The sequence below is a fragment of the Micromonospora sp. NPDC047670 genome, from assembly GCF_043204915.1.
GTDB lineage: Bacteria > Actinomycetota > Actinomycetes > Mycobacteriales > Micromonosporaceae > Micromonospora.
Genome location: NZ_JBIDDA010000016.1, coordinates 36,536 through 49,128 on the forward strand (window position 1 = coordinate 36,536; position 12,593 = coordinate 49,128).

At 75.2% G+C, this 12,593-nt stretch carries 10 protein-coding genes; 2 read left to right on the plus strand and 8 right to left on the minus strand.

From position 1 onward, the window contains the following. Window positions 1-14 precede the first annotated feature (14 nt). The 3 genes from ftsH to ACGF7U_RS27320 all read right to left on the minus strand — a co-directional run bounded on the left by ftsH (window position 15) and on the right by ACGF7U_RS27320 (window position 3,326). Complete coding sequence (gene ftsH, locus ACGF7U_RS27310) at window positions 15-2,036, minus strand: ATP-dependent zinc metalloprotease FtsH (protein WP_393111410.1); 2,022 nt, start codon at window positions 2,034-2,036, stop codon at window positions 15-17. A gap of 425 nt (window positions 2,037-2,461) precedes the next feature. Next, window positions 2,462-3,037, minus strand: a complete 576-nt coding sequence (gene hpt / locus ACGF7U_RS27315) for a hypoxanthine phosphoribosyltransferase (protein ID WP_350686506.1) — start codon at window positions 3,035-3,037, stop codon at window positions 2,462-2,464. A 100-nt stretch (window positions 3,038-3,137) separates the two neighbouring features. Then, window positions 3,138-3,326, minus strand: a complete 189-nt coding sequence (locus ACGF7U_RS27320; RefSeq protein WP_393111568.1) for a hypothetical protein — start codon at window positions 3,324-3,326, stop codon at window positions 3,138-3,140. 99 nt (window positions 3,327-3,425) lie between these two features. Here ACGF7U_RS27320 and ACGF7U_RS27325 point away from each other — a divergent pair, with 99 nt between their 5' ends. After that, window positions 3,426-4,385 carry a GlxA family transcriptional regulator gene (locus ACGF7U_RS27325; RefSeq protein ID WP_393111412.1) on the plus strand — a complete coding sequence of 320 codons (960 nt, stop codon included), beginning with the start codon at window positions 3,426-3,428 and terminating at the stop codon, window positions 4,383-4,385. A 39-nt stretch (window positions 4,386-4,424) separates the two neighbouring features. Here ACGF7U_RS27325 and ACGF7U_RS27330 read toward each other — a convergent pair whose 3' ends face one another. The 4 genes from ACGF7U_RS27330 to dacB form a co-directional block, all read right to left on the minus strand. Then, the gene (locus tag ACGF7U_RS27330; protein ID WP_393111414.1) at window positions 4,425-6,068 is read right to left on the minus strand and encodes a gamma-glutamyltransferase family protein; all 1,644 of its coding nucleotides are present in this window, start codon (window positions 6,066-6,068) and stop codon (window positions 4,425-4,427) included. Window positions 6,069-6,316: 248 nt separating this feature from the next. Then, window positions 6,317-7,309, minus strand: a complete 993-nt coding sequence (gene tilS, locus ACGF7U_RS27335) for a tRNA lysidine(34) synthetase TilS (RefSeq protein WP_393111416.1) — start codon at window positions 7,307-7,309, stop codon at window positions 6,317-6,319. 10 nt (window positions 7,310-7,319) lie between these two features. Next, entirely contained in the window at window positions 7,320-8,390 is a 1,071-nt protein-coding gene (locus ACGF7U_RS27340) for a zinc-dependent metalloprotease (RefSeq protein WP_393111418.1), read from the minus strand. Between the two features lie 164 nt (window positions 8,391-8,554). Next, on the minus strand, window positions 8,555-9,976 hold the full coding sequence (gene dacB, locus ACGF7U_RS27345) for a D-alanyl-D-alanine carboxypeptidase/D-alanyl-D-alanine-endopeptidase (protein ID WP_393111562.1): 1,422 nt from the start codon (window positions 9,974-9,976) through the stop codon (window positions 8,555-8,557). Between the two features lie 671 nt (window positions 9,977-10,647). On the opposite strand from dacB, the gene ACGF7U_RS27350 reads away from it, so the two are divergent. After that, window positions 10,648-11,154 (plus strand): inorganic diphosphatase, encoded by a 507-nt coding sequence (locus ACGF7U_RS27350; RefSeq protein ID WP_091107853.1) that lies wholly within the window; start codon window positions 10,648-10,650, stop codon window positions 11,152-11,154. A gap of 34 nt (window positions 11,155-11,188) precedes the next feature. Here ACGF7U_RS27350 and eccD read toward each other — a convergent pair whose 3' ends face one another. Then, window positions 11,189-12,589: a type VII secretion integral membrane protein EccD gene (gene eccD, locus ACGF7U_RS27355; RefSeq protein ID WP_393111420.1), complete on the minus strand. Its 1,401-nt coding sequence runs from the start codon at window positions 12,587-12,589 to the stop codon at window positions 11,189-11,191. Window positions 12,590-12,593 lie beyond the last annotated feature (4 nt).

Here is a 12,593-nt window from a genome sequence, read left to right on the forward strand (position 1 = left end):
CGTCGGGTCGGTGCTCAGTGCGTACCGTCCGAGTTGTTCGAGGAGCTGCCACCGACTGTCGCCTGCGCCCCGTCGGCCTGGGCCTGCACCTTCAGCGCGTCCTTCTCCGCCGGCGTGAGCACCGGCGGCTCGGTGGAGGGCTGACGCTTGCCGAAGCCGTTGTACGGTGCCATGGGCGGTCGCTTGGCCACCCGGGCGCAGATCCGGGCCATGTCGGCGGTGGAGAGGGTCTCCTTCTCCATCAGCTCGAGCACGATGTTGTCCAGGACGTCCCGGTATTCCACCAGGATCTCCCATGCCTCGTCGTGGGCCAGCTCGATCAGCGCCCGCATCTCGCCGTCGATCTCGGCGGCGACGGCGTCGGAGTAGTCCCGCTCGTGGCCCATGTTGCGGCCCAGGAACGGCTCGTCGCCGCTGGTGCCGTACTTGACCGCGCCGAGCTTGGAGCTCATGCCGTACTGCGTGATCATCGCGCGGGCCAGCTGGGTGGCCTTCTCGATGTCGTTGCCGGCGCCGGTTGTCGGCTCGTGGAAGACCAGTTCCTCGGCGGCCCGGCCGCCCAGCGCGTACGCCAGGGTGTCGATCATCTCGGCGCGGGTCTGGGTGTACTTGTCCTCCGTGGGGAGCACCAGGGTGTGGCCCAGCGACCGGCCGCGGGACAGGATCGTCACCTTGTGCACCGGCGCCGCGTGCGGCAGCGCCCAGGCGACCAGCGCGTGCCCACCCTCGTGGTACGCGGTGATCTTCTTCTCCTGGTCGCTCATCACGCGGGTCCGCCGCTGCGGCCCGGCGATCACCCGGTCGATCGACTCCTCCAGGGAGTCGTTGTTGATCGCCCGCTGCTCCTTGCGGGCGGTGAGCAGCGCGGCCTCGTTGATCACGTTGGCCAGGTCGGCGCCGCTGAAGCCCGGGGTGCGCCGGGCCACCGAGTCGAGGTCGACATCGGGGGTGAACGGCTTGCCCTTCGCGTGCACCCGCAGGATCGCCTTGCGGCCCTCCATGTCGGGGGCGTCCACCGGGATCTGCCGGTCGAAGCGGCCCGGGCGCAGCAGCGCCGGGTCGAGGATGTCCGGCCGGTTGGTGGCGGCGATCAGGATGACCCCGCCCTTGGTGTCGAAGCCGTCCATCTCGACGAGCAGCTGGTTCAGCGTCTGCTCGCGCTCGTCGTGGCCGCCGCCCATGCCGGCGCCGCGGTGCCGGCCGACGGCGTCGATCTCGTCGACGAAGACGATCGCCGGGGCGTTCGCCTTGGCCTGCTCGAAGAGGTCGCGGACCCGGCTGGCGCCGACACCGACGAACATCTCGACGAAGTCCGAGCCGGAGATCGAGTAGAAGGGGACCCCGGCCTCGCCGGCGACCGCGCGGGCCAGCAGCGTCTTACCGGTTCCGGGCGGGCCGAAGAGCAGCACGCCCTTCGGGATCTTGGCGCCCAGCGCCTGGTACTTCGCCGGGTTCTGCAGGAAGTCCTTGATCTCGTGCAGCTCCTCGACGGCCTCCTCCGCGCCGGCCACGTCCGCGAAGGTGGTCTTCGGCGTGTCCTTGGTGATCATCTTCGCCTTGGACTTGCCGAAGTTGAGCACCCGGGAGCCGCCGCCCTGCATCTGCGACATGAAGAAGAGCAGCAGGAGCACCAGCAGGACGATCGGGAGCAGGTTGACCAGCAGGCTCACCCAGATGCTGTCGGACGACACCTTGGCGTCGGCCGGACCGGTGACCCGGTTGTTGGCCTTGGCCTCGAGGACCTCGTTCCAGACCTCGTCGCCGACCTCGTAGGGGAACTGCGCCTCGATCCGGTCGGTGGTGGTGTCACCGAACTTGGTCTTCTCGGCCAGGTCGAGCTGGATCGTCTGTTCCTTGTCCTGGAAGACGACCTTCTTGATCGAGGGCTTGCCGGTGTTGAGCTGGTCGAGCGCAACGGAAGTGTCCACCCGGTGGTAGCTGGGACCAGCGGTGAACAGTTGACTGAGCACAACGGCGCCGAGGATGACCAGGATGATCCAGACCACCGGTCGGCGGAAGAAACGCGTACGTTCCATGCTGTTGTCGAGCGCCGAGGCGCCCGCATCCTCCTGATCGACGTCCTGACCGTCTGATGGTGTCGCCGCCTGCGCGGCGGCCGGAGCCGCCGTGCGGGCCGGCTCGACCCCGAGGCGCGAAACTGCCGCGCCGCGGTCATTCGACGGTACACCGTGAGCGCGAGGAGTGAGCTTGCGAGCCCCGCAGTCGCGCACGAACGGAACATCGTGCGCGAGGAGCAAGCTCGCGAGCCTGACGCCTGCGCGTCGGCGAACCGGGTCCAGCCGACGTGACGGGAGCTCCCCACCCGGCCACCCGACCGCCCGGTCCCGCGGTTCGAGGGGTCGGGCGTGGAGGGTGCCTCCACGCCACCGACCTATACCGTAGTCCGACTGGCTGAGAGCCCGCTGAACGTCCGCTCGATGGACGCCGATGCGAGGAGGGCTCAGGCCCGCGCGTAGACCTCGGGCTTGAGCACGCCGACGTACGGCAGCTCGCGGTAGCGCTCGCCGAAGTCGAGGCCGTAGCCGACGACGAACTCGGTGGGGATGTCGAAGCCGACGTACTTCACCGGCACCGGCACCTTGACCGCGTCCGGCTTGCGGAACAGCGCGACGACCTCGACGCTGGCCGCGGAGCGGGACTCCAGGTAGCGCAGCAGCCAGGAGAGGGTCAGGCCGGAGTCGACGATGTCCTCGACCACGACCACGTGCCGGCCGGCGATGTCCCGGTCCAGGTCCTTGAGGATGCGGACCACGCCGGAGGAGGTGGTGCCCTGGCCGTAGGAGGAGATGGCCATGAAGTCCAGTTCGGCGGGCGGCCCGTTGCGGCCGAGCGCACGGGCGAAGTCGGCCATGAACATCACCGCGCCCTTGAGCACGCAGACCAGCAGGAGCCCGTCATCGACGTCGGCGTAGTCCGCCGAGACCTGCTTGGCGAGTTCCGCGGTCTTCTCACGGATCTGCGCCTCGGAGATGATCACGTGGTCGATGTCGGCGTCGTACCAGGAGCCGTCAGCCATGACTCCTAGCCTGCCGTACGCCGGATGGCGTTCGTCGGCGGGGCCGCCCCTTTTGGCGCGGTCCCGCCCCGGATGAACAACGCGAAGAGGGCTAATCACCTCAGCTGGTGCGCGACCGCCAGCGGCGGCCGTCGTCGGTCGCCTTCCAGTCGGCGGAGTCCCGGCTGTCGGCGGTGAGGCCGGCAGCCGAGGCCACCGCGAGGAGGACGAAGAAGAACAGGAAGAACAGGAACTCCATGGCGGCGCTCGCTTTCACACGGTTGATGTCGATTTCGCCGCCGGTGCGCACCGGACTGGAACCAGTCTGCGCCGGGTGCGCCGGGCCGGACAGTGGCAGAGATGCCACTCCCCCTCGATTTCCTGCCAGTCGTGCGGTTACCCTCGTCACATGCTCCGATCAGTCGCCGTCATCGTCATGGAAGGCGTCGCCGCGTTCGAGCTGGGCGTCCTCGCGGAGGTCTTCGGCACCGACCGCACCGCCGACGGATTCCCCGCCTACCGGTTCGACCTGTGCAGCCCCGACGGCGCGCCGGTCCGCACCAAGTCGGGCTTCCACCTGACCCCGCACGACGGCCTCGGCCCCGTCGAGGAGGCGGACCTGGTCGCCGTGCCGGCCCACCAGCACGGCGCCACCGTTCCGGCCCAGGTGCTCGACGCGCTGCGCCGGGCCGCCGACCGGGGGGCGTACGTGCTGAGCGTCTGTTCCGGGGCGTTCCTGCTGGGCGAGGCCGGCCTGCTCGACGGCCGGGAGTGCACCACCCACTGGATGTACGTCGACGAGCTGCAACGCCGTCACCCCACCGCGAAGGTCCGGTGCAACTCGCTCTACGTGCAGGACGGCCGCCTGCTCACCAGCGCCGGCACGGCGGCCGGCATCGACGCCTGCCTGCACCTGGTCCGCCAGGAGCACGGCTCGGCGACGGCCACCCGCCTGGCCCGCCGGATGGTGGTCCCCCCGCACCGCGACGGCGGGCAGTCCCAGTACGTCGAGGCGCCCATCCCGAAGACCCCCGAGGCGCCCACCCTGGAGCCGGTGCTGGAGTGGCTGATGGGGCACCTCGACCGGCCGGTGACCGTCGACGAGCTGGCCGTCCGGGCCGGGATGGCCCCACGCACGTTCGCCCGGCGGTTCCGGGCCGAGACGGGCACCACGCCGCACGACTGGCTGACCAACCAGCGGGTGCTGCTGGCCCGGCGGCTGCTGGAGGAGACCCCGCTCAGCGTGGAGGCCGTCGCCGACCGGGCCGGCTTCGGCGACGCGGCGGCGCTGCGGCACCACTTCGCCCGCCGGGTCGGTGCCACGCCACAGACCTACCGGACCACCTTCCGCGACCGGGTCGGGGTCTGAACCCCACCACCAGCCGCCCGCCGGCCGGACCGGGGCCGGTCACCAGCCGCCCATGCCGCCGTCCACCCGCGACTCCGAGCCGCCGACGTAGCCGCCGTCCGGCAGCCGCCAGATCGCCTGCCCGTACCCGAAGACCGCCGGCTCCCCGGCGACGGCGATCTCGTGGCCGCGGGCCCGCAGCTCGGCGACCGCGGCCCGGCCCTCGGCGGTGTCGACCAGCTCCGGCTCGACCAGCACCGACCGCCCGGCGTGCCAGTACCAGCGCGGCGCGTCCAGCGCCGCCTGCGGGTCGAGCCCACCGTCGAGAGTCGCCGAGACGAGCTGCACGTGCCCCTGCGGCTGCATGTGCCCGCCCATCACCCCGAACGGCCCCACCGGCCGGCCGTCGCGGGTCAGGAAGCCGGGGATGATGGTGTGGAACGGCCGCTTCCCCGGCGCCACCGCGTTCGGATGCGCGGGGTCGAGGCGGAACCCGAGCCCCCGGTTCTGCAGGGCGAAACCGTGCCCGGGCAGCACCACGTGCGAGCCGAAGGCCAGGTAGGTCGACTGGATGAGGCTGACCATCATGCCGCCGGCGTCGGCCGTGCACAGGTAGACGGTGCCCCCACGCTCCGGGTCGCCGGCGGCCGGCTCCCCGGCCCGGTCGGTGATCAACGCCCGGCGGGACGCGGCGTAGCCGGACGAGAGCAGCGCCCGCGTCGGCACCGGCACCCGCTCCGGGTCGGCGACGTGGGCGTGCGCGTCGGCGAAGCCGAGCTTCACCGCCTCGATCTGCCGGTGCAGCCGCTCGGCGAGCGGCAGCGCGGCCAGGTCCGACCCGTCCAGGATGTGCAGGGCCAGCAGCGCCGCCAGGCCCTGCCCGTTCGGCGGCAGCTCCCAGACGTCGTGCCCCCGGTAGCGCGCGGAGACCGGGGTCACCCAGGTCGAGGTGTGCCGGGCCAGGTCGTCGCCGGTGAGGAAGCCGCCGGTGCGGGCCGCGTGCGCGTCGAGCGCCTCGGCGATGCCGCCGGAGTAGAAGTCCTCCGCCCCGCTGGCGGCGATCCGCCGCAGGGTCCGCGCCGCGTCGGGGTTGCGCCACCGCTCCCCCGGCCGGGGCGCCCGGCCGCCGGGCGCGAACACCCGGCCGAACTCGGCGTACTCCTCGCCGGTCAGGCCGGCGCGCGCCGCCAGCGCGCGGGACCAGGTCGCCGCCACGCCCGTGGAGACGGGGTGGCCGTGCTCGGCGTACCCGATCGCGTCCGCGAAGAGCTCCGCGAAGGGCAGCGAGCCGAAGCGGTCGTGCAGGTCCCGCCAGCCGGCCGGCGCGCCGGGCACGGTCACCGGCAGCCAGCCCCTGGCCGGCATCGCCGGCCCCGCCGACTGGGCGCCGCCGAGCGCCTCGACCGGGGCCGCGCCGCGCCCGCCGGTGGCGGCGAGGACCAGCTCGCGGGTCAGCGCCGCCGGGGACCGGCCGGAGGCGTTGAGGCCGTGCAGCCGCTCGCCGTCCCAGACGATCGCGAACAGGTCGCCGCCGATGTCGTTGGACGGGGGCTGCACCACGGTGAGGGTGATCGCGGTGGCCAGCGCGGCGTCGACGGCGTTGCCGCCGCGCCGCAGCACCGCCAGGCCGGCCGCCGCGGCCAGCGGCTGGCTCGTCGCCACCGCGCCGTGCGGCGCGAAGAGCGGCTGTCGGGGGTACGCCATCCGCCATGTCTACCGCCTCCCGGCGGCTCCCGCGGCCCCGCGCGCGGCGTCCGCCGTCCGCACGCCGTCGCCCGTGCGCCGGCGACCGGCCCCGCCGGGTCTGCCGACCCGCCGCCACACTCCCCGGCCCGCCCGGCGGCGACCCGCCGCGCCGGATCTCGCGAACCGCCGGAAGCGGGACCGCGGGACCTGCGCGGGCGCGTGGTCACCGAATCCGCCGCACGTCGGCGGGGGCGGTCGGGCAGGGGTCAGCGGGGGACGACGATGGCGAGGCGGCCGTCGCGGCGGAGCACCCGCAGCCCGCCCGGCAGGTGCGCCGCGCCCTGCCCCCGCCAGCCGGTGACCAGCGTGTCCAGCGCGGTCACGTGCCGGTGCGACAGGGCGGTGGGCGGGGCACCCAGCTCCCGGGCCCAGGCGTGCAGCACCCGGCCGCGCACCGCGGGCGACAGGGCGGCCAGCGCCCGCACCGAGAGCCCGCCCTCGGGGTGACGGACGTCGGCCAGCGCGTGGACGGCCAGCCCGTCGAGGACGGCGTTGTCCGCCGCCACCAGCCGGGCCGTCCGGGCCAGGTTGTCCAGCACCCCCGGCCCGAGCGCGCGGACCAGGGCGGGCAGCACGTCGGCCCGGACGCGGGACCGCGCGTACGAGGGGTCGGCGTTGTGCGGGTCGTCCCACGGGCTCAGCCCGAGCACTGCGCACGCCGTGCGGGTCTGCTCCCGGCCGATCTCCAGCAGCGGGCGCAGCAGGGGCACCCCGTCGAGGTCCCGCCGGGCGGGCATCCCGGCCAGGCCGCGCGGGCCGGCGCCCCGGGCGAGTGCGAGCAGCACGGTCTCCGCCTGGTCGTCGCGGGTGTGCCCGGTGAGCAGCGCCGCCGCCCCGCACCGGCGGGCCACGTCGGCGAGCGCCCGGTAGCGGGCCTCGCGGGCGGCCGCCTCGGGCCCGCCGGGCCGCCCGGCCACGTCGACCCGCACCGACTCGACCGGCGCCAGACCGGTCTCGCGGGCCCACGCCACCACGGCGGCGGCGCGCTGCGCGGAGCCCTCCTGGAGGCCGTGGTCGACCGTCACCAGGCCGGCGGCCCGACCCAGCCGGGGCGCCACGAACGCGGTGGCGGCGGCCAGCGCGAGCGAGTCCGCCCCGCCCGAGCAGGCGACCAGCACCGGACCCCCGGGCGGCAGGTCGGCCAGCGCGCGGCGGACCGCCACCCGGATCGCGGCCACCGGCGGGGCGAGCGCGGGCACGGGCCTGCGGTCAGCCGACGGCCGGCGCCGGACCGACCGGCCCGTGCACCCGCGCCACCCAGGCGTCCGGGTCGCCGAGCTCCTCCAGCCGGGGCAGGGTCAGCGGCGAACCGAAGATCTTGTTGAAGCCGTCCATGCCGACCCGGTCGACCACCCCGTGCACGAACTTGCGGCCCTCGGCGTACTGGCGCATCTTGACCTCCACGCCGAGCAGCCGGCGGATGGCCTTCTCCAGGGGGTTACCGGCCTCCCGGCGCCGGTTGAAGGCCGCCCGGATCCGCTCGACGCTCGGGATCACCGTCGGGCCGACGCCGTCCATGACGAACTCGGCGTGCCCCTCGAGCAGGGTCATCAGCGCGGTGAGCCGGTCCAGCACGGCCCGCTGTGCCGGGGTCTGCACGATGTCCAGCACGCTGGTGCGGCTCTCCGGGTCCTTCACCGCGTCGGAGAGGGTGGCCACGCCCCGGCGCAGCCGCTCCAGCAGGTGCTCGCCGCCGCTCGACGACGCGTCCACGAACGCCTGCACCTCGCTGAGGAAGTACGCCCGCATCCAGGGCACGGCGGTGAACTGGGTGCGGTGGGTCACCTCGTGCAGGCAGACCCAGAGCCGGAAGTCGCGGGGGTCGGCCTCCAGCTTCCGCTCCACCTCGACGATGTTCGGCGCGACCAGCAGCAACTGCCCCGGGTCGGCGGAGAACACCTCGTACTGGCCGAGGACCCGGCCGGAGAGGTAGGCCAGCACGGTGCCGGCCTGCACGCCGGTCAGCCGGGAGCCGATCGCCTCGGTCAGCGGGCCGGGCTGCTTGTCCTTCGTGAGCCGGCCGACCAGCGGGGTGATCACCTCCCGCAGCCCGGCGATGTTGGTGGCCGCCCAGTCGCGCCGGTCCACCACCCGCACCGGCGGGTGCGACACCTGCGAGCGCAGGCCCGTGTAGTCCGCGACGTGCCCCGCCGCCTCGTCGGTCAACCGCCGCAGGTCACTGACCACGTCGGTGGCCTCGGCGTACGACACCCGGGGGCCCGACTTGCCCAGCGCCCCCGCGGTAGCGGCGGCCAGATCCCAGTCCACGAACTGCGCCATGCACCCACCGTACCCGCGCCGGGACACCCCGGCCGGGCGCGCGGGAGCCGCCCTTTCCCGGCCGCAGCCGCGAACGCCCGGCCGGGCGGGCCGCTGGCGGGCCTGCGGAGCCACCCTTTCCCGGCCGCAGCCGCCGACGCCGGGCCCGGCGGGCCGCTGGCGGGTCAGCGGCAGCCGCAGGCGGCCAGCGCGGCGACGACCCGGTCGAGGGCCTGGCGGGGAATGTCGGTGTCGACGGCCGGCACCCGGTCGGTGAGCACCGCGAAGCTGAGCAGCCGGCCGTCGGCGGTGGTGACCACGCCGGCGAGGGCGTGCACCCCGGTCAGGGTGCCCGTCTTGGCGCGCACCACACCGGCACCGGCCTTCGCCGCCGTGTCGTACCGGTCGGCCAGGGTGCCGGACCAACCGGCCACGGGCAGCCCGCCGAACATGACGGCGAGTTCCGGTCGGCTGCCGTTGCCGGCGAGGACGATCAGGTCGGTCAGCAGGGACGGGCTGATCCGGTTGTCCCGGGAGAGCCCGCTGGCGTCGGCGAGGTCGATCTCGTCGGCGGGCAGCCCGAGCTCGGCGACCACCGCGTCCATGGCGGCGGCCCCGCCCTTGAACGAGGCCGGCTTGTTGCGGGCCAGCGCCACCTGTCGGGCCAGTGCCTCGGCGACGATGTTGTCGCTGTCGCTGATCATGATGTCGACCATCCGGTTCAGGGGCAGCGACTCCACCTTGCCCAGCTCGGCGCCCGGCCCGGGTGCGCCCCCGGTGGCGTCGGCCGCGGCGGGGGCGGTGCCGCGCTTCACCGCGTCGGTCGGCACGCCCAGCAGCCGGGCGAACGAGCGGCCCGCCGCGAGGTCGGGCTCCCGGGCCCGCTGGGCCGCGTGGTTGCCGTTCGCGTCGTCGCGCTTGGCGCGCGGCACGTCGGTGCGGGCGGCGTCGGTCATCAGCGCGGTGATCGCGCTGCCGTAGCCGTTGAAGGGGATGTCCTCGTCCCAGCCCGGCTCGTGGACCGGCCCCGAGTAGAGCGACCCGTCGACGGTCACCTTCGTCGGCTTCGTGCCGCCGAGCGCCTTGCGCACCTGGGCGGCTAGGTCGTCCAGGCGCGCGGCCCCCGGATAGAAGCCCTGCTTGTCGACTGCCAGGGTGGGGTCGCCACCGCCGACGATCACCACTTCACCCGGACTCGCGCCGGCGACCGCCCGGGTCGGGATGCGGTACGTGGGGCCGCGCGCCGCCAGCACCGTCACCGCGGTCACCAGTTTGGTCACCGAGGCGGGCACGGTGGGGTCGTCCCCGCCCCGCGTGTAGAGGGGGTCGCCGGTGTTGACGTCGACCACCGAGATGTTCACCCGGCTGCCGAGGACCTCCTGCCCCAACAACGGTTCGAGCGCGGCGCGTACCCCCTCGGGGGTGGGCCGTGGGGCGTTCGGGTCCGCGCCCGCCAGCACCGCCACGGGCGCAGGCTCCGCCGCCCGCGCGGCCGTCCGGTCGGCGGGCTCGTCGCCCAGCCAGTCGGCGACGGGGCCCGGCCGGACCACGGCGATCCCGACGGCGGCCAGCACGAGCACGAGGACCGCCGCCAGCGCGACGGGCAGGACCCGGCGGCGACGCGGGCCGGGCGCGGGGGATGCGGCCGGGGGCGGAGCAACCCGGTCGGGCGGCCCGCCGGCGGGGCGGGCCGCGACCGCGGCCCAGAGGTCGGTCCCCTCGGCGCGCGGCGCCTGACCGGCCGGGCCCGGACCGCCGTGGCCCGTCAGGCCCGGACCGCCGTGGCCGGGTGCGGATCCGTGGCCGGGCCCGAAGCCGGGGTGGCCGCCGTGGCCGGGCGGGGACCCGTGGCCGGGCCCGAAGCCGGGGTGGCCGCCGTGGCCCGGCGGAGCGGCGTGGCCGGCGGCGCTCGGCGGGCGCCAGGGCGGCGGGGCGTCCCGGTGGGCGGCGGAGCGCTCGGGGTGCGAGCCGTACCCGTGGCCGGGGTCGCCGGCCGACGCGGGTGTGCGGGGTGGGTGGGCGTCGGGCACCGGGAAGCGCCCGCTGGCGCCGCCCGATGCGGATCGCCCGGTACCCCGCCCGGCACCGGCTTCCGGGCGGTAGTGTGAATCTTCCCTCCCCACGACCCCCTCCTCCCCCCGCGAAATCTGCTTGGGTGACACTACTTCGGTCCGAACACTATGCGGCGGCCGGAGCCGGCGGGTGGGCATTCACCCCCGCGGGGGCGGCGTGCCGCTGGTTTCCGTTAGCCAGCGTGGGCAAACGAGGGAGCGTGCAGATGGATTTCGACGTGACGGTTGAGATCCCCAAGGGTCACCGCAACAAGTACGAGGTCGACCACGCGACCGGCCGGATCCGGCTGGACCGCACGCTCTTCACCTCCACGCAGTACCCGGCGGACTACGGCTTCATCGAGGGCACCCTGGGCGAGGACGGCGACCCGCTGGACGCGCTCGTGCTGGTCCCCGAGCCGACCTTCCCCGGCTGCCTGATCCGGTGCCGCACCATCGGCATGTTCCGGATGACGGACGAGAAGGGCGGCGACGACAAGGTCCTCTGCGTGCCCTACGAGGACCCGCGCCAGGAGCACCTGCGCGACATCCACCACCTCGGCGAGTTCGACCGGCTGGAGATCCAGCACTTCTTCGAGGTCTACAAGGACCTCGAGCCGGGCAAGTCGGTCGAGGGCGCCACCTGGGTCGGCCGGCAGGAGGCCGAGGCGGAGATCGCGGCGTCGTACCGGCGCGCCAAGGAGGCCGAGGAGCGCGGCGAGTCCACGCACTGACCCGGCACCGAACGTCGACGGGCCCGGGGGCCGCTCAGCCGAGCAGCCCCCGGGCCCGTTCGTACAGGTCGAGCACCGCGCAGGTGACCGGGACCACGGAGACCACCAGGGCGGTGTCCGCCAGGTCGGCGACCCGGCCGACGTACGGGGAGACCGGTCGGCGGGCGTACGTGGTGCCGGCGGCCACCGCCAGCAGGGCCAGCGCCAGCCCTCCGGCGACCAGCGCGAGCCGGCCGGCCGGGCCGGAGCGGTCGACGAGCACGGCGCCCAGCACCGCGTACCCGGCGAGGCCGGCGACCACGGTCGGCACCCGGTGGCGCAGGGCGACGAACAGCCGGGAGCGCAGCAGCAGCACGGCCGCGGCGACCGCCACCAGCAGCCGGCCGGCGACCCCGCCGGAGAGGCCGAGGACCAGCGTGGCGGCGACCGCCAGCACGGCGTGCCCGAGCAGCATCCCGGTGAGCATCTCCTCGGTGCGGGCCACCGCCGCGTAGACGCGGTCCCGGTCGGGCAGGTCCCGGACCCGGTCGGCGTCCCCCGGCTCGCCGGTCGGCAGGGTGATCGGGGGCAGCGGCACCTTGCCGAGCCGGATGGCCAGCAGCGGAACCGCCCCCACGGCGAAGACCAGCACGCAGAGCAGGACCGCCGCCGTCTGGTCCGGGCTGAGCAGCAGACCGCCGAGCGCCGTCAGCGCGCCGGCCGACCCGACGGTGACGCCGGCCACGAAGACCCGGAGCCGGGTGGCGACGCCCACCAGGCCGAGCACCGACACCAGCAGCAGCGCCACCGAGCCGGCCAGCAGCTCGGGCGCGCCGACCCAGCGCAGGCCGGCGACCGGGCCGACCGGGTCGCCGGAGCTGACCGCCAGGGCGCCCGCCACGGCCGCGTACGGCAGGGCGTAGCCGCCGAGGGCCGCGCCGGTCGGCCCGTCCCCGTGGGCGCGGGACGCCACCACCCCGGCGAGGGTGAGCAGCAGCGCGATCACGGCGGCGGCCGGCCAGCCGGCGCGCTGCCCCGGCCCGCCGGCCGCCACGGCGAGCAGCCCGACGGCCAGCGGCACGGCGGCCCCGGCCAGGGCGGCGGCCCGGGTGGCGGCCGGCGACCACGCGCCGCCGCGCCGCCGCGCCCCGTCGGCGATCGCCTCGACCACGTCGTCGTACTCCAGCTCGGGCCACTGCGCGCGGGCCGGAACCAGGTGCAGGACCTCCCCGTCGCGGACGCCCTGCGGCAGCAGCGCCTGTGCGGTGGCCAGGACGGCGCCGTCGGTGCGCCGCAGCACCCAGCCGCCGTGTCGTTCACCGTCGTCGGCCAGCCCCTCGCCGGCGTGCCGCAGCACCTCCGGCAGCAGCTCGGCCAGGGGAACCTGCTCGGGCAGCGCGACGTCCACCCGCCGTTGGGGGGCGCTGATGGTGACCCGGGCCAGCCCGATTGTCATCGAC

What these genes read in the sequence shown, in the direction of transcription:
- ACGF7U_RS27350 (WP_091107853.1), top strand. Translation starts at nt 10,648, where the DNA reads ATGGATTTCGACGTGACGGTTGAGATCCCCAAGGGTCACCGCAACAAG.
- ACGF7U_RS27325 (WP_393111412.1), top strand. Translation starts at nt 3,426, where the DNA reads ATGCTCCGATCAGTCGCCGTCATCGTCATGGAAGGCGTCGCCGCGTTC.
- ACGF7U_RS27330 (WP_393111414.1), bottom strand. Translation starts at nt 6,068, where the DNA reads ATGGCGTACCCCCGACAGCCGCTCTTCGCGCCGCACGGCGCGGTGGCG.
- eccD (WP_393111420.1), bottom strand. Translation starts at nt 12,589, where the DNA reads ATGACAATCGGGCTGGCCCGGGTCACCATCAGCGCCCCCCAACGGCGG.
- ftsH (WP_393111410.1), bottom strand. Translation starts at nt 2,036, where the DNA reads ATGGAACGTACGCGTTTCTTCCGCCGACCGGTGGTCTGGATCATCCTG.
- ACGF7U_RS27340 (WP_393111418.1), bottom strand. Translation starts at nt 8,390, where the DNA reads ATGGCGCAGTTCGTGGACTGGGATCTGGCCGCCGCTACCGCGGGGGCG.
- hpt (WP_350686506.1), bottom strand. Translation starts at nt 3,037, where the DNA reads ATGGCTGACGGCTCCTGGTACGACGCCGACATCGACCACGTGATCATC.